Source organism: Thiopseudomonas denitrificans (genome assembly GCF_002866065.1).
Classification (GTDB): domain Bacteria; phylum Pseudomonadota; class Gammaproteobacteria; order Pseudomonadales; family Pseudomonadaceae; genus Thiopseudomonas; species Thiopseudomonas denitrificans.
Genome location: NZ_LNJZ01000008.1, coordinates 334112 through 357185, shown reverse-complemented (window position 1 = coordinate 357185; position 23074 = coordinate 334112). Strand labels below are relative to the sequence as shown.

Genomic DNA, 23074 nt, shown 5'->3' with positions numbered 1-23074 from the left:
GGTCCCGTTTTGATTAATAACCCAAGGTAGCTCCATCAGGATTGCGCGGGTCGGAGTAGCCATGTAGACCGTCATGCTCGATCTGGATGGTCTGGGTTTTACCCATGGCTGCACGCAATTCAATTTGGTAGCCGAGCTGCTCCAGCAGCTGCAGGGTATCGGGGCTGAAGCCCTTTTCGATCCGCAATACATCCGGCTGCCACTGGTGGTGCATACGGGGTGTGCCTGCGTTTTCAGCCGGGTTCATGCCAAAATCCATGGCATTGATGAGCGTCTGCAACACTGTGGTAATGATGCGGGCGCCGCCAGGACTGCCGGTGACCAGCCATGGCTTGCCATCACGCAACACCATGGTTGGCATCATGGATGACAGTGGTCGTTTGCCGCCCTCAATGGCATTGGCATCACCACCGACCAGCCCATAAGCGTTGGCGACTCCCGGCTTGGCCGAGAAGTCATCCATTTCATTGTTGAGCAGTATTCCGGTGCCTTCGGCAACGATGCCGCTGCCAAAGTTGAGATTGAGTGTATAGGTGACGCCGACCATGTTGCCCTGGCCATCAACTACGGAAAAGTGGGTGGTCTGGTCACTTTCGTGGTCTGCTGGATTGCCGGGACCTATGCTTGCAGCATCGCGCACAGCACCGGGTTTGATGCTGGCAGCCAGCTGTGCGGCGTATGTCTTGCTGATCAGGCCTTGTTGCGGAACCCTGACGAAATCCGGATCACCGAGAAACTCCGAACGGTCGGCATAGGCCAGCTTGGCGGCTTCGGCGATCAGGCGTACGCTTTCGGCACTGGTGGCTCCCTGCTCATGCAGGGGGAAGTGTTCGAGGATATTGAGAATCTGCAGCAGATGAATGCCACCGGAGCTGGGTGGGGGCATGCTGACCACTTCAAAACCGCGATAGTCGCCACTGACTGGCGTGCGCTCTATTGCTCTATAGTTGGCCAGATCCTGCATGCTGATCAGCCCGCCATGACGCTGCATCTCCTCGACAATGGCTTCGCCTATCTTGCCTTCATAGAATGCCTTGCCGCCTTGCCTGGCGATCAGTTTCAGCGAGCGGGCGAGGTCTTTCTGGACCAGCTGCTCACCGGCCCGCAACGGGCGTCCGTCCCTGAAGAAGATCTCTCTGGTTGCCGGCCACTGTCCCAGCTGTTCTTGCTGTACGGACAGCATCTTGGCCAGGGTATGGCTGACGGGAAAGCCTTTATTGGCCAGCCTGATGGCGGGGCGTATGACTTCTTTCAGGCTCATGCTGCCCCAGTTATGCAGGGCATGCTCGAGACCGGCGACGCTGCCTGGCACACCTATGGAACGGTGACTGTAGATGGATTCACCCTCAATGACATTGCCCTGTTCATCAAGATAGAGATTGCGGTGGGCAGCGGCAGGAGCTGTCTCACGAAAATCCAGCGCATGATTGTTGCCGGTTTTTGCATCATGCAGCAGCATGAAACCGCCACCGCCGAGGTTGCCGGCGTTGGGCAGGGTTACCGCCAGGGCAAAACCCATTGCCACGGCCGCATCAACCGCATTGCCGCCCTTTTGCAGAATTTGCAGGCCGACTTCACTGGCCAGCCGGTGTTCGCTGGCGACCATGCCGTTGCGTGACTGCACAGGGTGAAACACATCCAGTTCATAGTCGTAATGCCGGGCGGCCAGCTCGGTTGCCGACGGAACCACGGGCGCGGCTTCACGTGCCTGTATCGACACGCTGAATATCGCGGTGAACAATGCGCCATAGAGCAGGCCCTGTTTGCAGATTTTCATACCATTCTCCTGGTTATGTCACTGTTTCAAACTAGGGGAGCCGGGCAGGGGGTGCAAGCTGTTTTGTCCGTTTGAGCGGGGTACGTTAGTATTGGCCGACAGTTTTTCTGAGGAGTCTACAATGAGTGAATTTCCGGCATGTCCATCGTGCAATGAGAATATGACCTACCCGGATGGTGATCATCTGGTATGCCCGATGTGCGGACATGAGTGGTCCGAGGATACGGCTGATAGCCAGTCTGCGCCGCAATACCGTGATGCGCACGGTACCCCGTTGCAGGACGGTGACACTGTCACCTTGATCAAGGACCTGAAAGTGAAAGGCAGTTCCACCGTGCTGAAAATGGGTACCCGCATCAGCAATATCCGCCTAGTGGAGGGGGATCATGATGTGGATTGCAGGGTCGATGGACAGAAGCTGCTGCTCAAGTCCTGCTTCATGAAAAAAGCCTGACGGCAGTCAGCAAAAAGCCCGGAATTCCGGGCTTTTTGCTGTTACAGGCAGTGCTTTGGAGTACCACTAAAGATCAGGCGCTCGCCTGCTGTGCAGGCAGGTCGTTTCTGCGCCTGCGCTGTAGCCAGACAACCAGTGCGAGCAGGGCAAAGCCAGGCAGCCACATGATTTCCTTGCGGATGCGTTCTTCCGGACGTTTGGCGCTGATGATCACCTGATCGAACTCAAGGCCAAGGTCTGCGGCCGGGCTGGCAAAATCGACATGGTCAACGATCAGCTTGCCATCCTCTTCCATCAGCTCCAGACCCAGGGCCTGCATACGCTCCTCACCGGTTGCGCCATCGGGTACCGGCAACATCATGACCAGGCTTTTCATGTTGCCGAACTGGTCTTCGCCTTCGACACGCAGGCGCAGTTGCGATTTCGGCTCGGCTTCACCCATGGCCTGAACGAAGGATCCGGGAGGGATTTCCTGATATGGGTCGTGGATCTGGTCGAGCCAGAAACCGGGACGGAACAGGGTGAATGCCACCAGCAACAAGAGGACGCTTTCATACCAGCGGCTGCGCACGACAAACCAGCCCTGGGTGGCAGCGGCAAAGATCAGCATGGCCAGTGTGGCGATTATGAATACCACGATGCCGTGGAACCAGGTGACATTCATCAATAGCAGGTCGGTATTGAAAATGAACAGGAACGGCAGGGCCGCAGTACGCAGACTGTAGAAGAATGCCTGCACCCCGGTACGTATCGGGTCACCCTTGGAAACCGCTGCTGCGGCAAAGGATGCCAGGCCCACCGGCGGGGTCACATCCGCCATGATGCCGAAATAAAACACGAACAGGTGCACGGCAACCAGCGGTACGATTAGGCCGTTTTGCTGGCCGAGGGTCACGATCACCGGTGCCAGCAGGCTGGAAACCACAATGTAGTTGGCGGTGGTGGGCAAGCCCATGCCGAGGATCAGGCTGAAGATGGCAGTCAGCGTCAGCATCAGCAGCAGGTTGCCCATCGACAGCAGTTCGACCAGATCGGCCAGTACCAGGCCAACCCCGGTCTGGGAGACCGCGCCGACAATGATGCCGGCGGTAGCGGTGGCAATGCCGATGCCGATCATGTTGCGGGCACCGATGATCAGGCCTTCACGCAAATCGGTAAAGCCTTCACGGGTGGCAGCACCCATCTCGCCGGTTTCACCACGCATCCAGGCCAGCAACGGGCGCTGGGTAATCAGGATGCCGACCAGCATCAGGCTGCCCCAGTAGGCGGACAGGCCGGGCGACAGGCGCTCGACCATCAGGCACCAGACCAGCACCACGACCGGCAGGATGAAGTGCAGGCCGGACAGCAGTACGCGGCGTGTTTCCGGCAGCTTCTCGATGGGTGCGTCAGGGTCTTCCATTTCCAGCGGTGGACGGTTGGCGGCAACCTTCAGCAGGCCAAGATATACCGCAACCAGCAACAGGATGATCACGGTCAGGGCATGCTCGCCGAGCAAGGGCTTGAGCCAGCCGAGGCCGTAAAACACCGCCAGGGAAATGCCCGACAGCAGCGCGGCACCAAAGGCGAAGCCGGTCAGGCGACGCAGCCAGGGTTTGTGTGCCACTGTGCCGATGGGCTGCATGCCGAGCTTGAGGGCTTCCAGGTGCACGATATACAACAGGGCAATATAGGAAATGGTCGCTGGCAGGAAGGCATGCTTGATGATTTCCACATAGGGCATGCCGACGTATTCGACCATCAGGAAGGCGGCCGCGCCCATCACTGGCGGCATGATCTGACCGTTGACCGAAGAAGTCACTTCCACTGCACCGGCTTTTTCGGCAGAGAAACCGACCCGCTTCATCATTGGAATGGTGAAGGTGCCGGTGGTCACCACGTTGGCGATCGACGAGCCGGAAATCATGCCGGTCAGTGCTGAGGAAACCACTGCGGCCTTGGCCGGACCGCCACGCATGTGGCCGAGCATGCTGAAGGCCAGCTGGATGAAATAGTTGCCGGCACCGGCGCGCTCGAGCAGGGCACCGAACAGCACGAACAGGAACACGAAGCTGGTGGATACACCCAGTGCGATACCGAACACGCCCTCGGTGGTGATCCACTGGTGGTTGGCCAGTGCGTTGAGGCTGACACCACGGTGGGCCAGCAGGTCAGGCATATAGGGGCCGGCCAGGCTATACAGCATGAACAGTAGGGCAATGATCGCCAGTGGCGGGCCCAGGGTACGGCGGGTGGCCTCCAGCAGCAGCGGCAAGCCCATCAACGCGACCACCAGGTCGGCGGTGGTCAGGGTGCCGGGACGCAGTGCCAGTTGCTGATAGAAGACGAACAGGTAAGAGGCACAGGCTACCGCGACCAGTGCCAGCACGATATCGGCCAGCGGTACATGATTTCTGGGTGAGCGCTTGAAAGCCGGATAAGCCAGAAAGGACAGCAGCAGAGCAAAGCTCAGGTGGATGGAGCGGGTCTCGGTGTCATTGAGCACGCCCCACTTGAGGATGAAAGGCAGCGGCGAGGCAATCCATAGCTGAAACAGTGACCAGCACAGGGCAATCCCGGCTATCAGGATGGCCATCATCCCGGCGGGTGAACGCGCACCGGATTCCTGTGCCAGCATCTCGTCCGCGTCAAGTGTATGTGGTTTGCCCATGATTCTGCTCCGGCAACAATGGCTAAAGCCCCTTGATGGCAGGGCTGTCAATAAATGGAGGTCCGCTTGTGGCGGTCCTGTCCGGGGAAGGGATTACCCGTACAGAGCGGTGGTGCCGGTCTGTACGGGCTGCGGGCTTACATCCAGCCGCGTTCCTTGTAGTAGCGCACGGCACCTTCATGCAGAGGCGCGGACAGACCGGCCTTGATCATGTCTTGTTCGTCCAGGTCATTGAACGCAGGGTGCAGGCGCTTGAAACGCTCGAGGTTGTCAAATACGGCCTTGACCACCTGATAGACCAGCTCGGGGCTGGTGTTGGCACTGGCGCTGATGACGGCCTTGCCACCGATGGACTGGGTCGGGGTATCGTTCCCCTTATATAGGCCGGCAGGGATTTCGGCCTTGGTGTAGTAGCTCTTCTCGGCCAGCAGTGCATCGATTTCAGGACCGGTAATGGGTACCAGAACGGCATCGGTGGTGGTGGTGGCTTCCTGGATGGCGCCATTGGGGTGACCGACGAAATAGGTCATGGCATCAATGTTGTTGTCATTCAGGGCGCTGGCCTGTTCGGCGGGCTTCAGCTCGGCTGCCAGGGAGAACACGGAGCGGTCCCAGCCCTTTTTGGCCATGATTTCGTCCAGGGTGTCACGCTGGCCGGAACCGGGGTTGCCGACGTTGACACGCTTGCCCTTCAAGTCATCCAGCTTGGCAATGTGGGCGTCACGGCGGGCCAGAACGGTGAATACCTCACTCTGCAGGGAGAACAGAGCGCGAATGTCCTCCATCTTGCCGGCAAAGGGTGGTAGGCCTTCCAACGCTTTGTACTGGTGGTCGGACTGCATCACGCCCATGTTGAACTCGCCACTGCGGATGCCGTTGACGTTGGCTACACCGCCGCCACTGGCCGGCGCGTTGCACTTGATGCCGTGGGTCTTGGTGTCGCGGTTGACGAAGCGGCAGATGGACTGGCCGGCCACATAGTAGACGCCGGTCTGGCCGCCGGTGCCAATGGTGACAAATTTCTCGTCAGCTGCCTGCACATTGGCGCTCAGGGCCATGGCAGCAAGGATGCTTGACAGGGCCATGGACAGGGTGGTGATTTTTTTCATGGGATTGTTCCTCGGTTTTTATTTGTTGAGTGCCCGGTAAAATCCGGCTGAGCCTGTCAAGGCGGATCATTCTGGCACTTGCAGTGGTTATACCTGATTGGCGGTGCTTATGAAACCTTCGTACCAGGCACCATTGGTCGAAATGCGGGTGGATGACTGCAGGAAAATGTAAAAAATCACGCTTGATTGTGTTCAAGTGGCAAGCGGAATACTTTCGAGTTGCGCTGATAGTTATAGAGGGCTGCCTTGCGTCGGGGCAGATCGTCAATGGTGCAGGGAATGAAACCGCGTTCCTGGAACCAGTGGGCGGTCCGGGTAGTGAGCACAAACAGCGACTCAAGGCCCATGCCCAGCGCACGCTGGCGAATGCGCTCAAACATGGCATCGCCATGGCCGCCATGGCCGCCGTGACGGTAGTCGGGGTGCACGGCCAGGCAGGCCAGCTCGCCGGTCCGTTCTTCAGGGAAAGGGTAGAGGGCGGCACAGGCGATCAGCAGGCCATCACGCTCGACCACGCTGAACTGCTGGATTTCCTGCTCCAGCAAATCACGTGAGCGGCGCACCAGCAGGCCCTGTTCTTCCAGCGGGCGGATCAGTTCGAGCAGGCCGCCGACATCCTCGATGGTGGCTTCACGTACCTGTTCAAAGCCGCCCTGGTCGATCAGGGTGCCGCAGCCGTCACGGGTAAAGAGTTCGCTGAGCAGGGCACCATCGCGCTGATAGCTGATGATATGGCAGCGGGCAACCTGCCCAAGGCTTGCATCAATGGCGGCTTGCAGGGTGGTCCGGACGCTGGTGTTACGAGGGTCCTGCAGGTAGTCCCGGGCTTGCGGCAAACTCATTTCACGGATCAGGTCGCCTTTGTCATTCAGCAGCCCCTGTTCGGCGGAGAACAGGATCAGCTTGTCTGCCTGCAGGGCAATGGCTGCCCGGGTGGCGACTTCCTCGCACGACAGGTTGAAGGTTTCTCCGGTCGGTGAATAGCCGAGATGGGACAGCAGCACCATATTGCGCTGGTCGAGCAATTGCCGGATGGCTTCATGATCGATGCGGCGTACTTCGCCCGTGTGCAATAGGTCAACGCCATCCACCACGCCACAGGGGCGGGCGGTGACCAGGTTGCCGCTGACAATGCGTACCTTGGCACCCTGCATGGGCGACGCCGCCATATTGACTGAGAGACGGGCCTCGATCTGGCTGCGCAGCTGGCCGGCCGCACTGATGATGCAGTCCAGGGTGTTACGGTCGGTGATGCGCAGATTGTGGTGATAGCGCGACGGCAATTGCCGAACTTCCAGCGCCTGCTCGATCTGCGGACGCGAGCCGTGTACCAGTACCAGGCGCACGCCAAGGCTGTGCAGCAGTACCAGGTCGTGTACGATCGCGCCAAAATTGGCATGTGCAAGGCTTTCCCCCGGCAACATGATGACAAAGGTGCGTTCGCGGTGGCTATTGATGTAGGGCGACGAGTGGCGCAGCCAGTTTACGTAATCGTGCATGATCCGCTGCCTGGGTTTGATGATGCCGACACTATAGCAGAACCCCGGCATCGGCTTGCCGGGGTCGTGACGGGATCAGAGGAAAACCAGCTTCAGGATGCTGAAGAAGATGATGGCCAGAATGGCCCCGGCCGGCAGAGTGATGGCCCAGGACATGAAAATGGACAGGATCACGCGCAGGTTGAGGGCGCTGATACCACGGGCCAGGCCAATACCGAGAACGGCACCCACCAGTGTATGGGTGGTGGAAACCGGCAGGCCGAATGCCGATGCGGTGACCACGGTGGAAGCGGTGGCCAGTTCGGCGGCAAAACCGCGGCTGGGTGTCAGCTTGGTGATTTCCTTGCCGACGGTGGCAATCACCTTGTAGCCGTAGGTAGCCAGGCCAATGACGATACCGATGCCGCCCAGAAACAGCACCCAGGCAGGAACGGCAGTTTTTGCACCCAGCTCGCTCAGCCCCTGGTTCTGGATGACACCGGCAATTGCCGCCAGCGGACCAACGGCGTTGGCCACATCGTTGGCGCCGTGGGCAAAGGCCATGGAACAGGCGGTGAACACCATCAGGATGGCAAAGGATTTTTCCACGCTGTGGTAATAGGCGCGGCGTGAGGCGTTTTCCGGCAGCTGGACGCGGCGCAGCAGCAGGATTCCGGCCCCCATAACCAGCAGACCGACACCAATGGCAAGCAGCAGGCTCTGGTCATTATTGAGATTGACGCCGACATGCTTGAGCCCTTTGGACAGTGTCATCAGGGCCACCATGAAACCGGTCAGGAACATGTAGATCGGCACATAGCGCTTGGCGCTGGCAAAGGGGTTGTCGGTATTGATGATCAGCTTCTGCACGCTCATGAACAGCAGGAAACCGAGAGTACCGGAGAGGAAGGGCGTGAACACCCAACTGGCAGTGATGGGCAGTATGGCGTTCCAGTGTACCGAGTCTACCGAGACGCCAACAGCAGCGAAGCCGACCACCGCACCAATGATGGTGTGGGTGCTGGAGACCGGCCAGCCACGACTGGTGGCAATCAATAGCCAGGTTCCGGCTGCCATCAGGGCCGACATCATGCCAAGCACCATCAGGTCGACTGACATGGCATCGGTCTTGACGATGCCGTTCTTGATGGTGTCGGTAACCTCGCCCCCGGCAAAGTAGGCACCACAGAACTCGAACACCATGGCGATCAGGATGGCCTGTCTGATGGTCAGCGCCCTGGAGCCAACCGAGGTACCCATGGCATTGGCGACGTCATTGGCGCCCACACCCCATGCCATGAAAAAACCAAAAATACAGGCCATGACCAGCAAGATCATGCCGTAATCGGTAACAAGAGACATAAGATTTTCCGCTTCGTAAAAAAAGAGCGCGCCAATCAGCGCGCAAGCAGTTGTTCCAGGCGGTTGCCGACACGTTCGGCGCGGTCGGCGACATCACCAATCCATTCGATGATGGTGTACATGAACATTACATCAACGGGGTGAAGGGTCTTTTCCAGTGCGAACAGGCTGCGACGCACTTCAATCTGTATCCGGTCGGTGTCATGTTCGATGTCTTCCAGCTCTTCGATCATTTCGGTGACACGGCGCACTTCACGGTTGCCGAAGCCGGTTTCGAGAATCTCGTCCAGCTCGTTCATCGCCTTGAGAGCCTGTTCGCAGGCCTCGACGGTACGTTGTACGTAAGTGCGGATGATGGGCTGCAGCGGTTCGGGGATGCTCATCTGACGGCCAAGCATGAGGCCGGCGATATCTTTGGCGCGGTTGGCGACTTTGTCCTGTACACTGAGCAGCTCCAGCAGATCGGAGCGGGGTACAGGCAAAAACAGGCTCTTGGGCAGGTGCACACGCACATCGCGCTTGAGTTTGTCGGCTTCTTTTTCCAGCCGCACCATTTCCTGTTGTACCTGTTCAACACGGGCCCAGTCTTCGGCAATGACCGCCTCGAAGAAAGGAACCAGGTTGGCAGCGCACTCGTAGGCCTTGGCAATATGCTCTTGCATCGGGCCGATCGGCGAGCGCCCAAACAGGCTGACAAAGGGGTTAAGTGACATGGCAATAATGCTCAGTAACGAAAACTCTGCGGATTATACGTTGTCTGTATGGCCTTCGCCTAGCTCTGGACGCTATTGGTAACACACAGACGGCAGATGACGGGCTGTGTCCATTGCCTGGACGGGAGTATTCATGCTGCCAGGTTACAGGAAGATCATGGATGTCGTCGTCCCCGGGCCTGCCTGGTGTGGACGGCCCCGCGATACAAAATCAATGCTTTTTTACGTTAATATCACCACAGATCCAGAACTTTACCGGAACCGGAATGGCTACAGAAACTGAAATCAAATTACGGGTAAGCCCGCAAGACATGGACAGGCTGGCAGCCCATCCCCTGCTTGAACGCTATCGCAGCCAGCCGTGGCAAAGCCGCGAACTGCTGAATGCCTACTTCGATACGGAGGCGGGTGATCTGGCCCGGGCCCAGGTGGCTTTGCGCATCCGCCGCGATGGCGAACAGTTCATCCAGACCCTGAAAAGCAAAGGCGCCAGCATGGCCGGACTGTCCGAGCGCCATGAATGGGACTGGTATATCGACAGCGACCGGCTGGACATGGACCTCCTGGGCGATGAATGCTGGCCGTACAGCTTGCATCAGCTGGATAAACAGCAGCTGACAGAGCTGTTTCGTACCGATTTCACCCGTAAAAGCACCGAACTGGCCTGGGAGCATCGTGGCGTCCCGACTCGCGTTGAAGTGGCGCTGGATTCGGGCAAGGTTGCTACGGCCTGCGGCGATGAGCCCATTTGCGAGCTGGAGCTGGAGTTACGTGAAGGCCAGCCAGCCGCTTTGCTGGAGCTGGCTCTGCAGCTGGCGGCAGACATTGCCCTGATGCCCTGCGACATCAGCAAGGCCGAACGCGGCTACCGGTTGTTGCAACCGGGCAGCTTTGAGCTGAATGTCTGCCCGGCGCAGCTGGTGGCCGGGCAGGATATCGATTCGGCCTTTGCCGCCCTGATGCAGGAACAGCTGGCTGCCAGCCAGCGTCTGGCCGAACAGTATCGCCACACTAGCCAGTGGAAACTGCTGCAAGGCTGGTTTGACCAGCTGACCGGCATGCGTGCCCTGCTGGGTAGCATGGGTCAGCTGGTGCCGCGTAAAAGCAGTCATGGCTTACGCCTGGTGCTGGATGCCTTGCTGGCAGACTGGCAGCCCGTAATCAGGGCCGGCATGGCTGGGCGTGAGCAGCGGGATGCCGCGGTGGCCCTGTTTGCTGCCGAACTGCAGCAGGCCCGCTGGGGCATGTTTTCGCTGGAGCTGGCGCTCTGGCTGCATGACAGTGGCTGGCAGACCGGGCGCAATGAGCGGCTGGAGCGTCAGGCAAAAGCACCGCTGGAGCGCTGGCTGGTACGCTTTCTACAGGAACAGGCGCAGGAGCTGGGACTCGAAGCCTACAAGCTGAAGGCATATGCGCTGAATGAACAGCAACCGCGGCTGGAGCGGATCATGGTCTGGCTGGAAGCTGCGCGGCATGTGCTGACAGCCACCGGACTGGATGACACCCTGGGAGCGCTGCGCAAGTTGCATGACAGCCTGCAGGCCGACGACCCGGATGCTCGGAGCCGGGCGCTGTTGCAGACCTGTGCCGATCCGGGCTGGAAGGCCTTGTTGCGGGGCAGCTACTGACGTGTCGGCCGAGACCCTGCCATACCGCGAATGCAGTTGCAGGGCTCGGCCCATGACCGTTTCACGGATTCTGGCAAACATGCGCTGTTGCGCACAGAATGTGCTGAATGATTTGTTTGAGGAAGTCGATGCATGAGCTTTACCACGCCAGGGCATGATCGTGTGCTCGAACTGGGCAACATTCTGAATGCGCTGGTCGAACAGGGCCATATCGATCAGGCCATGGCCGAACAGTGCCTTGCCAAGCGCCCCCTAGCCGGCGCAGGCAAACAGGCACTGCATCCGCTGGAAGTGATCGCCGAGCAGCAGCTCGATGACCTGAGGCGGCCGGGCAAAAAGCTTGACCTGGAAACACTGGCCCAGTGGCTGGCCGACTGGGCCAGCCAGCCCTATATGCGCATCGACCCGCTGAAAATCGATGTTGCCGCCGTCACGCCGTTGATGTCCTATGCGTTTGCCCAGCGTCACAAGATCCTGGCGGTGGCCCAGGACCATTCCAGCGTGACCATTGTCAGCAGCCAGCCATTTGTGTGCAGCTGGGAAAACGATCTGGCCCATGTACTGCGCCGCGACATCCGGCGCATGGTGGCCAATCCGGCCGATATCCGCCGCTTCACCACCGAGTTCTACCGGCTGGCCCAGTCGGTATCCGGGGCCAGTGGCCAGGAATACTCCAACGTCAATACCGGCAACTTCGAACAACTGTTGCGACTGGGAGCGTCCGACCAGGAACCGGATGCCAACGACGCCCATATTGTCAACATTGTCGACTGGCTGTTCCAGTATGCCTTCCAGCAGCGGGCCAGCGACATCCATATCGAGCCGCGCCGCGAGCAGGGCAAGGTACGCTTCCGTATCGACGGCGTATTGCACACCGTTTATCAGTTTCCGCCGCAGGTGACACTGGCGGTAATCAGCCGCCTGAAAACCCTTGGGCGCATGAACGTGGCGGAAAAACGCAAACCGCAGGACGGTCGCATCAAGACCTCGACGCCGGAAGGGCAGGAAATCGAACTGCGCCTGTCCACCCTGCCTACCGCCTTTGGCGAAAAGATGGTGATGCGGATTTTCGACCCGGATGTGTTGCTGAAAAGCTTTGACCAACTGGGCTTTTCTGCCGATGACCTGGCCCGCTGGCAAACCATGACCCGCCAGCCCAACGGCATCATCCTGGTGACCGGCCCGACCGGTTCGGGCAAGACCACCACCCTGTACACCACGCTCAAGCAGCTGGCCACCGAGGAGGTCAATTTGTGCACCATCGAGGACCCGATCGAGATGATCGAGCCCGCGTTCAACCAGATGCAGGTGCAGCACAACATTGACCTGACCTTTGCTAGCGGCGTGCGTGCACTGATGCGCCAGGACCCTGACATCATCATGGTCGGCGAGATCCGTGACCTGGAAACTGCCGAAATGGCCATCCAGGCGGCACTGACCGGCCACCTGGTGCTGTCCACCCTGCACACCAACGATGCGCCGGGCGCGATCAACCGCTTGCTGGAACTGGGCGTGCCCTATTACCTGTTGCGTGCATCGTTGCTGGGCGTGATGGCGCAGCGACTGGTGCGTACGCTGTGCCCGCACTGCAAGGAGCCGGGCGAGGTGTCCGTGGAGGAATGGAACACCCTGACCCGTCCCTGGAATGCGACCATGCCGAAACAGGCCTATCGTGCGGTCGGCTGCATCGAGTGCCGTGAAACCGGCTATCACGGACGTGCCGGGCTCTACGAGATCATGGTACTGAATGATCGCACCAAGAGCCTGATCACCCGTGAAACCGACCTGGGCATGTTGCGCAAGCAGGCATACCGCGAAGGCATGCACAGCCTGCGCCTGTCCGGCGCACAAAAGGTGGCTGCCGGCCTGACTACCGTGGCCGAAGTATTGCGGGTCACGCCTCACCACGAAAATCCGCAAGGCTGAAGCGTGTGCATTCTGGTATTTGACTGGCAACCGGGCAGTGCCGAGCCGCTCCTGCTACTGGCCAACAGGGATGAGTTTCATGCGCGTCCCACCGCTGCGCTGGCGCAGTGGTCCGATCAGCCACGCATACATGCCGGACGTGACCTGCAGGCCGGCGGCAGCTGGCTGGGCATTGCGCCGGGCCGACGCTTCGCCGCCCTGACCAATATCCGCAACATGGAACCGGAGCGACCCCGTACGCGTGGCGGACTGGTCAGTGCCTATCTGGCCGGCGATGAACCGCCAGCTACCTGGCTGCGCCGGCTGGCTGGCCAGACAACGGAATACAGCGGCTTCAACCTGCTGGCCGGCACAGCCGACGAACTGTGGTTTTTGCATTCAAAAGCGGCAGCACCGCAATGTCTGGCTCCCGGCATCTACGCTCTGTGCAATGCCAGCCTGGATACACCCTGGCCCAAACTGGTGCGTTTGCGTAGCGCGTTCAGCCAGGCCGGGCGTGAGAATGACCAGATATTGTTTGCCCTGATGCAGGACAGCTGGCGTCCGGCTGACGACATGCTGCCGGAGACCGGTATCGGGCTGGCGGTCGAGCGTCAGCTGTCCAGCATTTTCATCTGTGGTGACGAGTACGGTACCCGCGCCACCAGCCTGTTGCGCATGGATACGCAACAGATCCGGCTTACCGAACGTAGCTTTGCCGCCGGCGGAGTGTTTGTCGGTGAGTCCAGCCTGGCCGTGACATAAATCGTGATCAGGATGCCCGGGCGAACCGGGTGTCTTGCCGGGCGGGGCGACAAGCCTTGCCAGAGTGCGCCGTCAAGGGCGCACTTCAGGGCTGTTCCGGTCAGATATCCAGCACGATCTTGCCGAAGTGCCGGTTGGACTCCTGGTAACGGAAGGCCTCGACAATCGCGTCCAGGTCAAAATGCCGGTCCACCACCGGGCGCATGCCGTTGGCATCAATGGCCCGTATCATGTCCTGTTGTTGCTGGCGGCTGCCAACCAGAACGGCCTGCATGCGCAGCTGTTTGCCCAGTGCGGGGACAAGCGGCAGTTCTCCGCTGACGCCGCTGAGGATGCCGATTACCGCGATATGGCCGCCAACCCGTGCGGCCGCCATGGACTGTGCAAGAGTGGCCGGCCCGCCGACATCGAGGGTGCAGTCGACACCACCATTGCCCGCCAGCTTGCGGGCGGTGTCCCCCCAGTTGGTGTCTTTGCGGTAGTTGATCAGGTGATCGGCACCCAGCTCGCCCAGGCGCTCCAGCTTGGTATCACAGGACGAGGTGGCAATCACTGTGGCACCAAGCATTTTGGCGAATTGCACGGCAAAAATGGAGACCCCGCCGGTACCCTGTACCAGTACGCAATCACCGGCCCTGACTCCGGCATCATCGACCAGCGAACGCCAGGCGGTGAGCCCGGCAGTGGTCAGAGTGGCGGCTTCGGCATGGCTCCAGCCGGCCGGGGCGCGGGTAAACCAGGTGGCTGGTGCGGTTACCGCCTCGCGGGCGTAGCCATCGATACCGTCGCCGGGGACCCGGGCAAAGCCTTCGACGGTGGCGCGACCAGCCAGCCAGTCGGGGAAGAAGGTACTGACGACCGCGTCGCCAACCTTGAATTCGGTCACGCCCGGACCGACCGCCGTTACTTCGCCGGCACCATCGGCCATGGGAATGCGTCGCTCGGCCGGCCCCCAGAGGCCACTGACCACTACATAATCATGGTAATTGAGCGAGTTGGCCCGCAGGCGCACGCTGATTTCTCCGGCAGCGGGTGCCGCGTGTTCGCTGCTGCCAACCACAACCTGGTCAAAACCGCCGCCCGGCTGTATGAAAATGGTCTTGTTACCCATGGGAAACACTCCTCAATCGTTGAAACAGTTTCTTCAGGCTGGCGGATTGCAGGCTCAGATCTGCACTCCGGCACCGGGGTTGAGCACCTTGCCCAGCCCCATGTCCTCCAGCGCCAGTTGCAGGGTGCTGTGTACCAGATAGGGGCTATCCAGTTGCATGGCCTGTTGCAACAGCTGTCGGGCCTGCTGGATGGGCATCTGGCGCAGCAGCCACTTGACCCGGGGCAGGTGGGTGGCGTTCATCGACAGGCTGTCAAAGCCCATCGCCATCAGCAACACCGCCGCTGCCGGATCGCCGGCCATTTCCCCGCAGATGCTGACCGGTCGCCCGCACTCGCGGGCAGCTGTCACCACCTGCTGCAATGCCTGCAAAACGGCGGGGTGCAGGTAGTCGTACAGGTCGGCAACGCGGGCGTTGTTGCGGTCAACCGCCAGCAGGTACTGGGTCAGGTCGTTGGAGCCGACGGAAATGAAATCCGCCATGCCGGCCAGATCACGTGCCTGGTACACCGCTGACGGCACCTCAATCATGATGCCGACGGCCGGCATGGTCACGGCATGACCTTCGTCCACCAGCTCCTGCCAAGCCCGGTGGATGTGGTAGAGCGCGTCTTCCAGCTCGTGCACGCCGGAAATCATCGGTAGCAGGATGCGCAGGTTGTCCAGCCCGGCACTGGCCTTGATCATCGAGCGGACCTGGACGGAAAAGATCTCCGGATGGTCGAGCGAAATGCGGATGCCGCGCCAGCCCAGGTAGGGGTTGTCTTCCTTGATCGGAAAATAGCTCAGGGGTTTGTCGCCGCCAACGTCCAGCGTGCGCATGGTGACCGGCCGGGGATGAAAGGCAGCCAGCTGTTCGCGGTACAGTTGAACCTGCTCGCTTTCGCTCGGGAAGCGGGCGGTGCTCATGAAGGCTACTTCGGAACGGTACAGGCCGACACCCTCCGCACCGCGTTCCAGTGCACGGGGCACATCGGCGAGCAGGCCGGTATTGGCCCACAGCGTCAATGCATGGCCGTCCGGCGTGATGCAGGGCAGCTGGCGCAGGCTGTCCAGCTCGCGCGAGATGGATTCTTCTTCCTGCAGTACCCGCTGGTATTGCTGGCACAGCACAGGGCCGGGGTTGGTGAAAACGTCACCGTGATAGCCATCAATGATCAACTGGATGCCGTCAAGGCGGGTATAAGGCAGATCCTGTGCCCCGACCACCGTCGGGATGCCCATGGCGCGGGCCAGAATGGCGGTGTGCGAGTTGCGCGAACCGGCAACCGACACCAGCCCGGCCAGCTTGCCTGGCGGCACTTCGCCGAGCATGCCGGGCGACAGTTCCTCGCTGACCAGAATGCAGTTGTCCGGGTAGTCCAGGGTTTGCTGGTGTGCCTGCTGCATGTGCGACAGCAGGCGGCGGCCAAGGTCCTTGATGTCGGCGGCCCGCTCGCTGAGGTAATCGTCATCCATGCGTTCGAAGCGTTGCAGGTGTTTTTCCACCACCTGGCGCAGCGCGCCCTGGGCCCACTGGCCGCTCTTGATCAGCCGGCGCACGTCACCGGCCAGGGCGTTGTCGTCCAGCAGCATCAGGTAGACATCAAACAGCGCCTGCTCCTGTGGCCGCAGGCGCTTGACCAGCCGTGCGGACAGCAGCCGCACCTCTTCCCGTACTGCACCCAGTGCCTGGTCCAGTATGATCAGCTCGCCGGCAATGTCATCGGTGGTGCGGTCGGGTACCACGTCCAGATCGGCACGCGGCAGCACCACCACGGCCGTGCCCATGGCAACGCCGGGTGCGCCGGGCACGCCGGCAAAGCGGGCTTCCTGGATGCCCTTGCCGCGCTTGCTGCCCAGCCCGCGGATCGACCCGGTGGCTTCGGCATGGGCAATCACGCCGGACAGCTGGGCGCTCATGGTGATCAGGAAGGCCTCGTCACCCTCGTCGAACTGGCGGCGTTCTTTTTGCTGCACGACCAGCACACCCAGCACCTGCCGGTGGTGGATGATCGGAGTGCCTAGGAAAGAGGCGTAGCGCTCTTCGCCGGTTTCGGCAAAGTACAGAAAGCGCGGGTGGCTCATCGCGTCTTCCAGCGTGATGGTTTCACCACGACTGCCGACCAGCCCGACCAGTCCCTCGCCGGGGCTCATGCTGACCTTGCCCACCGCCCGCTTGTTCAGGCCTTCGGTCGCCATCAGCACGTAGCGGTCGGTTTCGGCGTTGTACAGGTAGACCGAACAGACATGGCTGTTCATGGCCGCACGTACCCGGCGCACGATGATGGCCAGCGCCGCCGGCAGGTCGCGGGCAGCGTTGACTTCCTGGGAGATGGTGCGCAGCATGCCGAGCATGTTGCTGGCGTTGGCCTGTAGTTCGCCCATGGTCAGCCGGTGGCCCGTACCGGCATCTGTGGTGCCAGTTCTTTCAGGGCGCGGCGGTATACTTCGCGCTTGAAGGAAATCACCTGGCCCAGCGGATACCAGTAGCTGACCCAGCGCCAGCCGTCGAATTCCGGCTTGCCGGTCAGATCCATGCGTACCTGGTCGTCGCTGGCGTTCAGGCGCAGCAGGAACCACTTCTGTTTCTGCCCGATGCAGACCGGCTGGCTGTTGCGGCGCACCATGCGCTGCGGTAGCCGGTAGCGCAACCAGCCACGGGTACAGCCAAGAATGTCGACGTCCTGCGGGTGCAGGCCGACTTCTTCATACAGCTCGCGAAACAGCGCATCTTCGGCGCTTTCGCGCGGATGGATGCCGCCTTGCGGGAACTGCCACGAGTTCTGGTGAATGCGCCGGGCCCAGAGGACCTGGCCCTGGTCATTGGCCAGGATGATGCCGACATTGGGACGAAAGCCATCTGTATCAATCATTGCAGCTTTCCTTGAATAGTCTATTGAACCCATTGTTCCACAAAGAAAGACAGCACGGCAATGAACAAGTTGCCGGCCATGGGCAGGAATGGAAAAAATCGCTATGCTTGCCGCAACTCACCGGCACACAACAGGAGAAGCAACCATGAAGCTGGCAATTTTTGACCTGGACAACACCCTGCTGGCGGGTGACAGCGATCATGCGTGGGGCGAGTTCCTGTGCGACAGGGGGCATGTCGATCCGGTCGAATACCGTGCGCGCAATGACCAGTTCTATGCCGACTATGTGGCCGGCCAGCTGGATGTGCTGGCCTACCAGAATTTTTGCCAGGAAATCCTGGGCCGCACCGACATGGCTACCCTGCAAGAGTGGCATACCGACTTCATGCAGAATTACGTCGAACCGATGATCCTGCCCCGGGGTGAAGCGCTGATTGCCCAACACCGCAAGGCCGGCGACTACATCATGATGATCACCGCCACCAACAGCTTCATCACCGGGCCGATTGCCAGGCGGCTGGGCATGGACCACCTGATTGCCACCGAATGCGGCATGAAAGACGGCCGCTACACCGGGCAGCTGACCGGTGTGCCGAGCTTCCAGGCCGGCAAGATCACCCGGCTCAACAGCTGGTTATCCGACAACCAGGCCAACCTGCTGGACAGCCACTTCTATAGTGATTCACATAACGACCTGCCGCTGCTGGAAAAGGTGACCCGCGCGGTAGCGGTAGACCCCGACGACCGCTTGCAGGCCATTGCCCAGGAGCGTGGCTGGGAAGTGATCAGTTTGCGGGATTAACTATTTTTGCTGCCCTGGGCTCCGTGCAGACTGCGGGTATAGTGTTAGAAAGGACGGTAAGGAAAATGACAAAACGTTCTGTTAAGATATACGCAAATAGATAATATTTGAGGTGTAACAAATGAAGCGTTTTTTCCTCGCAGCAGCCATAGGTCTGACTTCACTGGTTGCCCAGGCTGCCGACATGGGCATTTCCGCCCAGGAAGCATACGAGAAGACCCTGCAGCAAAAGGGCAAGGTATTGCTGATCGACGTGCGTGATCCTGTGGAGATCATGTTTGTCGGTTCGGCCGACGCGGTGGACGTCAACATTCCTTTTCTGCTGGTCGACCGTACCCGCTTCAATGAAGAGCGTGGCGTGTTTGCCCTGGACAGAAACGAGCAGTTTGCCGACATGGTCAAGGCCGAGCTGGCCAGGCGCGGGCTGGACGAGAATACCGAAGTGATCACCATGTGTCGTTCCGGCAGCGAGCGTGGCGAGCCCAGTGCCAAGGTATTGCGTGACGCTGGCCTGCCCAATGCCCGTTTTGTCGTGCATGGTTTTCAGGGTGATCCGCTGAAAGACGGCCCGCAAGCCGGCATGCGTCTGCAGAACGGCTGGCAGAACTCCGGCCTGCCCTGGTCGCGCAGCATGAATCCGGAAACCATTTACCGGGTCGATCGCTGAAAATCCAGGTTTCTCTTTGCTCCCCGTGGCTTCCATGCCGGTGCCGTATACTGCCGGCACCGGCACTGGGGGTCATGATAGCAACTGTGCTGCCTGCCGGAGCATGGCGGCGGTTTTATCCCAGCCCAGGCAGCCGTCGGTGACGGAAATGCCGTAGTGCAGGGGGCCGTCCAGGGATTGCTGGCCATCCAGCAGGTGGCTTTCAATCATCACGGCACGCAGGTTCCGGTTGCCGTCACGGCGCTGGCGCAACACTTCGGCCAGTACCTGCGGCTGGCGTAGCGGGTCCTTGCCACTGTTGGCGTGGCTGCAATCGACCATGATGCCGGTATCCAGACCGGCCTGCTGCAACGCCAGTCCGGCTTGCCGGACACTCTCTACATCGTAGTTGCTGCCGGCGGTGCCGCCGCGCAAAACCAGATGGGTGTTGCGGTTGCCGGCAGCCTGCAACAGGGCAACCCGCCCGTTGGCATCCACGCCCATGTAGTCATGGCCATGGGCGGCCGCGCGCATGGCGTCCAGTGCGACCTGCACGCTGCCGTCGGTGGCATTTTTGAAGCCGGTCGGCACGGCCAGCCCGCTGACCATTTCGCGGTGAATCTGTGACTCGCTGGTGCGCGCTCCGATGGCTGCCCAGCCCAGCAGGTCGGCAAAGTAGGGCACGGTCAGCGGCTGCAACAGCTCGGTGGCCACCGGCAGGCCGAGCTCGGCCACATGCAGCATCAGCTGGCGTGACAGTGCCAGCCCCTCGTCCATGCGGGCGCTGCCGTCCAGCAGCGGATCGTACAGCAACCCTTTCCAGCCGACCGTGGTGCGCGGTTTCTCGGTGTAGATGCGCATGGCCAGCAGCATGCTGCCGGACAGCTCTTGAGCCAGTTCAGCCAGCCGCTGTGCGTAATCCATGGCAGCTACCGGGTCATGGATGGAGCAGGGGCCGATCACCACCAGCAGGCGCGGGTCCTGCCCGTTGAGGATGTTGCTGATGTCCTGGCGCTGGCTGTCGATGCGCTGGCGCAGGCTGGCCGACAGTGGCAGGCGCTGTTGCAGCTCGGCCGGTGTCGGCAGGGTGATGCCGGCTGTTGCAGGCAGGTTGTGTGACGCGTTGTTGTGCAGGGCGGGTTGCGGGGTATTCATGGTCAATGTCCTGTTTTATCTGTGTTGTCGTAGCAAATTGGGAAGACGGCTGCGCAGATACAGATAAAATCGCCAGGAGCAGGTGTAGAAAATGTAAGGGATGGATGTGTTCATGTGGTGTACTCCAGATCAGAAAGCATAAAAAACCCCGGGGCGGGGAGCCGTCCGGGGTTCTGGTGTTTCGATGGCGGCTACCCTTGCGAATGAGGGCCGCCCGACAACAGGTATCAGGCTAGCCCACGGCTAAACCAATACGCATAAAAATAGTTGGCAGCTGCGCACGCCACTACCTCGGCCGGCTGGCCGATCTGTGTATTGGGCGTAAATGAATGCGTCTGATGCATGCTGCTCTCCATTGAATGAGCTCTAACATAACGCAGCAGGCAATGGTGCGCAAACCTTTTTTGCCTGGAAGCCGCAGGGTGGCAAAGCGCCACGTTGGTGATCGGAGGGTGAGCGGGGTTTCCGCACCTTGTCGTGAGGGCAGGGGGCGGAAGCGGACTGGATGACAATATTGAGCGGTATGTCGGAAGCTATTGCAAAGATTGATGTTAATCATTATTATTTGCCAAAAGCTTCTAGTCAGGAACTTCTGCCATGTATGTCTGTTTGTGCAAAGGGGTCACCGATCACAAGATTCGCCAGCTGGTGGCCGATGGCGCGCGCAGCTGGGCTGAAGTTCGCCAGCAGACCGGCTGTGGCACTCAGTGCGGCAAATGTGCCTGTGAAGGCAAGGATATTGCGCGTACAGCCATCACCACGCAAATGGCTGAAAATGCCAAAGATCTTGCTTACGCAATCTGATCTAACTCCCCGCTGCACATTTGTTGGCAGCCGCCTTATCCGGGCCTTTTCCCGTCACCATCCGGCTTCGCCGGAAGATTTGCGGTCGGCATGTGCCGCACAGCAGGCTTGAGCAGTTCTTCAACACCCTCTTTTCTGCTATCCTGCCAGCATCCGTCCTTAAAGCAATGCGTGGTCCTTCACGGGCCCGGGCATGCTTTCAACTTGCACCAGGAGGCAGTCATGCAAGGTAATCCAGTCGTCATTCAGGCACTCAACCGCGTGCTGGGCAACCAGCTGATCGCCATCAACCAGTACTTCCTGCATGCCCGCATGTACAAGGACTGGGGTTTCGAGCGTCTGGACAAGCTTGCCTACAAGGAATCCATCGTGGTGATGTGCAACGCCGATGAGCTGATCAAGCGCATCCTGTTCCTTGAGGGCCTGCCCAATCTGCAAGAGCTGGGCAAGTTGCGCATTGGCGAGAATGTACCGGAAATGCTCGGTTGCGACCTGGCGCTGGTCGAGCAGGGGCGCGAAGTATTACTGCAGGCCATTGCCGGTAGTGAGGAATCCCGCGACTATGTCAGCCGCGACCTGCTGCGCGAGATCCTCGACAAGGAAGAAGAGCATCTGGACGTGCTTGAGACCGAGCTCGACCTGCTGCAAAAACTAGGTACGGAAAACTACCTGCAACAGCAGGTCGAAGACGACTGAGCCAGTTGCTTATATTTCGGGTACCTGGCATATACACCCCGGCCCACATCGCACACCACGAAAAAGCAGGCGCTGCAGTACCATTAGAGCCCGTCATGCCCGATGGCGGGTTTCCCCGATTTCCCTAAAGCCGACCGCGTGCTGGCTAACCCTCCCTCTCTCTCTACGTCTTTAGTATAGTTTCTGGCGCGTTGTGATCCGTGCACATGAAAGATGCCGAAAAACAGTTATATTCTTGCGAATTTTTCTAATATTTTTTGGCAGCCTGCATAGCCATCGGATTCATAATTATGGTGCGGCTGTGTCAGGGAGCGATACTCTTTTCATGTACCAGAACAAATTGTGGCATCTGGCCGTATTGGCGAGCTTTTGCTTTATATCCACCTGGCTACAGGCAGCCCAGCTACCCGGTGACCGCGACCTGGCCCGCGAGCGCCAGCAACGTCTGTTGCAGGAGCAGCAACAGCGGCTGGACGAACTGCAAAGCCTGCCCGGTGCCTTGCCGGGCCCCAGTGTTGATTCCCTGCCTGCCGATGGCCACTGCATTGACGTGCAACGTATTGAGCTGCTCGGCGTCACCCGGCTTGGCCACTCTGCACAACGCAGGCTGTTGCACTCGTACCAGCATCAATGCCTGACGGCTGCCCGGCTTAACCTGCTGCTGCAGGATATTACCCATGCTTACCTTGAGCGCGGTTATGTAACTACCCGTGCCTACCTGCCGGCGCAAGACCTTGCCAGTGGCACCCTGCAGGTGCAGGTGGTCGAAGGCCACACAGAGGGGCTGGACGGTGCCGATGTACTCAGCCCGCACGAACTGCGCATGCTGGTGCCGCTCAACCCCGGGCAGCCATTCAACATCCGTAACCTTGAACAGGCGGTGGATCAGCTCGGGCGTTTGCCGTCCCGGCAGGTGCAGTTCGACCTGCAGCCCGGCGAGGCCGCTGGTGGCAGCCGGGTTGTTGCCCGTGGCGAGCGCAGCAAACCCTGGCGTGCCGGCCTGAGCCGTCACAACGACGGCCAGCGCAGCACCGGTGAACAACAGTGGAGCACCTGGCTGAGCTGGGACAGCCCACTGGGGCTGGCTGACCAGCTCAGTGTCCGGGGCAGCAAGGATGCCGTCAGCGATCGTTATCGCCACTCGGCCAGTCATGGCCTGAGCTA

19 protein-coding genes are annotated in these 23074 nt (G+C 60.1%); 9 read left to right on the top strand and 10 right to left on the bottom strand.

Annotated features, from left to right (window positions below; genetic code table 11):
- Positions 1–13: 13 nt before the first annotated feature.
- On the bottom strand, positions 14–1777 hold the full coding sequence (gene ggt / locus AR306_RS09305; protein WP_101497289.1) for a gamma-glutamyltransferase: 1764 nt from the start codon (positions 1775–1777) through the stop codon (positions 14–16).
- Positions 1778–1898: 121 nt separating this feature from the next.
- On the opposite strand from ggt, the gene AR306_RS09300 reads away from it, so the two are divergent.
- Positions 1899–2231 (top strand): zinc ribbon domain-containing protein YjdM, encoded by a 333-nt coding sequence (locus AR306_RS09300; protein WP_101497288.1) that lies wholly within the window; start codon positions 1899–1901, stop codon positions 2229–2231.
- 73 nt (positions 2232–2304) lie between these two features.
- Here the strand turns inward: AR306_RS09300 and AR306_RS09295 are convergent, their stop codons facing one another.
- The 5 genes from AR306_RS09295 to AR306_RS09275 all read right to left on the bottom strand — a co-directional run bounded on the left by AR306_RS09295 (position 2305) and on the right by AR306_RS09275 (position 9543).
- Positions 2305–4881 (bottom strand): TRAP transporter permease, encoded by a 2577-nt coding sequence (locus tag AR306_RS09295; protein ID WP_101497287.1) that lies wholly within the window; start codon positions 4879–4881, stop codon positions 2305–2307.
- Between the two features lie 137 nt (positions 4882–5018).
- Positions 5019–5990, bottom strand: a complete 972-nt coding sequence (locus AR306_RS09290; protein WP_101497286.1) for a TAXI family TRAP transporter solute-binding subunit — start codon at positions 5988–5990, stop codon at positions 5019–5021.
- A 176-nt stretch (positions 5991–6166) separates the two neighbouring features.
- On the bottom strand, positions 6167–7489 hold the full coding sequence (gene argA, locus AR306_RS09285; protein WP_101497314.1) for an amino-acid N-acetyltransferase: 1323 nt from the start codon (positions 7487–7489) through the stop codon (positions 6167–6169).
- Between the two features lie 75 nt (positions 7490–7564).
- Positions 7565–8830, bottom strand: a complete 1266-nt coding sequence (locus tag AR306_RS09280) for an inorganic phosphate transporter (protein ID WP_101497285.1) — start codon at positions 8828–8830, stop codon at positions 7565–7567.
- Positions 8831–8865: 35 nt separating this feature from the next.
- Positions 8866–9543 (bottom strand): TIGR00153 family protein, encoded by a 678-nt coding sequence (locus AR306_RS09275; protein ID WP_101497284.1) that lies wholly within the window; start codon positions 9541–9543, stop codon positions 8866–8868.
- 266 nt (positions 9544–9809) lie between these two features.
- Here AR306_RS09275 and AR306_RS09270 point away from each other — a divergent pair, with 266 nt between their 5' ends.
- The 3 genes from AR306_RS09270 (at position 9810) to AR306_RS09260 (ending at position 13841) form a co-directional block, all read left to right on the top strand.
- Positions 9810–11171, top strand: a complete 1362-nt coding sequence (locus tag AR306_RS09270) for a CYTH domain-containing protein (protein ID WP_101497283.1) — start codon at positions 9810–9812, stop codon at positions 11169–11171.
- Between the two features lie 132 nt (positions 11172–11303).
- Positions 11304–13097, top strand: a complete 1794-nt coding sequence (locus AR306_RS09265; RefSeq protein ID WP_101497282.1) for a GspE/PulE family protein — start codon at positions 11304–11306, stop codon at positions 13095–13097.
- 3 nt (positions 13098–13100) lie between these two features.
- Positions 13101–13841 carry an NRDE family protein gene (locus AR306_RS09260; RefSeq protein ID WP_101497281.1) on the top strand — a complete coding sequence of 247 codons (741 nt, stop codon included), beginning with the start codon at positions 13101–13103 and terminating at the stop codon, positions 13839–13841.
- 100 nt (positions 13842–13941) lie between these two features.
- Here the strand turns inward: AR306_RS09260 and AR306_RS09255 are convergent, their stop codons facing one another.
- Genes AR306_RS09255 through AR306_RS09245 form a run of 3 tightly spaced genes read right to left on the bottom strand, consistent with a single transcriptional unit; the run spans position 13942 to position 17807 of the window.
- Positions 13942–14952 carry a zinc-dependent alcohol dehydrogenase family protein gene (locus AR306_RS09255; protein ID WP_101497280.1) on the bottom strand — a complete coding sequence of 337 codons (1011 nt, stop codon included), beginning with the start codon at positions 14950–14952 and terminating at the stop codon, positions 13942–13944.
- A gap of 54 nt (positions 14953–15006) precedes the next feature.
- A complete protein-coding gene (gene ptsP / locus AR306_RS09250; protein WP_101497313.1) occupies positions 15007–17289 on the bottom strand; it encodes a phosphoenolpyruvate--protein phosphotransferase in 2283 nt (760 codons plus the stop codon).
- 32 nt (positions 17290–17321) lie between these two features.
- Positions 17322–17807, bottom strand: coding sequence for an RNA pyrophosphohydrolase (locus AR306_RS09245; protein WP_101497279.1), 486 nt, complete (start codon positions 17805–17807; stop codon positions 17322–17324).
- 145 nt (positions 17808–17952) lie between these two features.
- On the opposite strand from AR306_RS09245, the gene AR306_RS09240 reads away from it, so the two are divergent.
- Both AR306_RS09240 and AR306_RS09235 read left to right on the top strand, forming a co-directional pair.
- Positions 17953–18609, top strand: coding sequence for a histidinol-phosphatase (locus AR306_RS09240; RefSeq protein WP_101497278.1), 657 nt, complete (start codon positions 17953–17955; stop codon positions 18607–18609).
- A 121-nt stretch (positions 18610–18730) separates the two neighbouring features.
- A complete protein-coding gene (locus AR306_RS09235) occupies positions 18731–19276 on the top strand; it encodes a rhodanese-like domain-containing protein (protein ID WP_101497277.1) in 546 nt (181 codons plus the stop codon).
- A gap of 72 nt (positions 19277–19348) precedes the next feature.
- On the opposite strand, the gene AR306_RS09230 is transcribed toward AR306_RS09235, so the two are convergent.
- A complete protein-coding gene (locus tag AR306_RS09230) occupies positions 19349–20410 on the bottom strand; it encodes a 3-deoxy-7-phosphoheptulonate synthase (protein ID WP_101497276.1) in 1062 nt (353 codons plus the stop codon).
- A 597-nt stretch (positions 20411–21007) separates the two neighbouring features.
- Between AR306_RS09230 and AR306_RS09225 the strand changes: the two genes are divergently transcribed.
- From AR306_RS09225 to AR306_RS09215, 3 genes are all read left to right on the top strand, one after another.
- Complete coding sequence (locus AR306_RS09225; protein WP_101497275.1) at positions 21008–21214, top strand: (2Fe-2S)-binding protein; 207 nt, start codon at positions 21008–21010, stop codon at positions 21212–21214.
- 222 nt (positions 21215–21436) lie between these two features.
- Positions 21437–21910 carry a bacterioferritin gene (bfr, locus tag AR306_RS09220; RefSeq protein ID WP_101497274.1) on the top strand — a complete coding sequence of 158 codons (474 nt, stop codon included), beginning with the start codon at positions 21437–21439 and terminating at the stop codon, positions 21908–21910.
- A gap of 325 nt (positions 21911–22235) precedes the next feature.
- The coding region (locus tag AR306_RS09215; protein ID WP_146002285.1) for a ShlB/FhaC/HecB family hemolysin secretion/activation protein at positions 22236–23074 on the top strand (839 nt) is incomplete at its 3' end.

What these genes read in the sequence shown, in the direction of transcription:
- ggt (WP_101497289.1), bottom strand. Translation starts at nt 1,777, where the DNA reads ATGAAAATCTGCAAACAGGGCCTGCTCTATGGCGCATTGTTCACCGCG.
- AR306_RS09300 (WP_101497288.1), top strand. Translation starts at nt 1,899, where the DNA reads ATGAGTGAATTTCCGGCATGTCCATCGTGCAATGAGAATATGACCTAC.
- AR306_RS09295 (WP_101497287.1), bottom strand. Translation starts at nt 4,881, where the DNA reads ATGGGCAAACCACATACACTTGACGCGGACGAGATGCTGGCACAGGAA.
- AR306_RS09290 (WP_101497286.1), bottom strand. Translation starts at nt 5,990, where the DNA reads ATGAAAAAAATCACCACCCTGTCCATGGCCCTGTCAAGCATCCTTGCT.
- argA (WP_101497314.1), bottom strand. Translation starts at nt 7,489, where the DNA reads ATGCACGATTACGTAAACTGGCTGCGCCACTCGTCGCCCTACATCAAT.
- AR306_RS09280 (WP_101497285.1), bottom strand. Translation starts at nt 8,830, where the DNA reads ATGTCTCTTGTTACCGATTACGGCATGATCTTGCTGGTCATGGCCTGT.
- AR306_RS09275 (WP_101497284.1), bottom strand. Translation starts at nt 9,543, where the DNA reads ATGTCACTTAACCCCTTTGTCAGCCTGTTTGGGCGCTCGCCGATCGGC.
- AR306_RS09270 (WP_101497283.1), top strand. Translation starts at nt 9,810, where the DNA reads ATGGCTACAGAAACTGAAATCAAATTACGGGTAAGCCCGCAAGACATG.
- AR306_RS09265 (WP_101497282.1), top strand. Translation starts at nt 11,304, where the DNA reads ATGAGCTTTACCACGCCAGGGCATGATCGTGTGCTCGAACTGGGCAAC.
- AR306_RS09255 (WP_101497280.1), bottom strand. Translation starts at nt 14,952, where the DNA reads ATGGGTAACAAGACCATTTTCATACAGCCGGGCGGCGGTTTTGACCAG.
- ptsP (WP_101497313.1), bottom strand. Translation starts at nt 17,289, where the DNA reads ATGCTCGGCATGCTGCGCACCATCTCCCAGGAAGTCAACGCTGCCCGC.
- AR306_RS09245 (WP_101497279.1), bottom strand. Translation starts at nt 17,807, where the DNA reads ATGATTGATACAGATGGCTTTCGTCCCAATGTCGGCATCATCCTGGCC.
- AR306_RS09240 (WP_101497278.1), top strand. Translation starts at nt 17,953, where the DNA reads ATGAAGCTGGCAATTTTTGACCTGGACAACACCCTGCTGGCGGGTGAC.
- AR306_RS09235 (WP_101497277.1), top strand. Translation starts at nt 18,731, where the DNA reads ATGAAGCGTTTTTTCCTCGCAGCAGCCATAGGTCTGACTTCACTGGTT.
- AR306_RS09230 (WP_101497276.1), bottom strand. Translation starts at nt 20,410, where the DNA reads ATGAATACCCCGCAACCCGCCCTGCACAACAACGCGTCACACAACCTG.
- AR306_RS09225 (WP_101497275.1), top strand. Translation starts at nt 21,008, where the DNA reads ATGTATGTCTGTTTGTGCAAAGGGGTCACCGATCACAAGATTCGCCAG.
- bfr (WP_101497274.1), top strand. Translation starts at nt 21,437, where the DNA reads ATGCAAGGTAATCCAGTCGTCATTCAGGCACTCAACCGCGTGCTGGGC.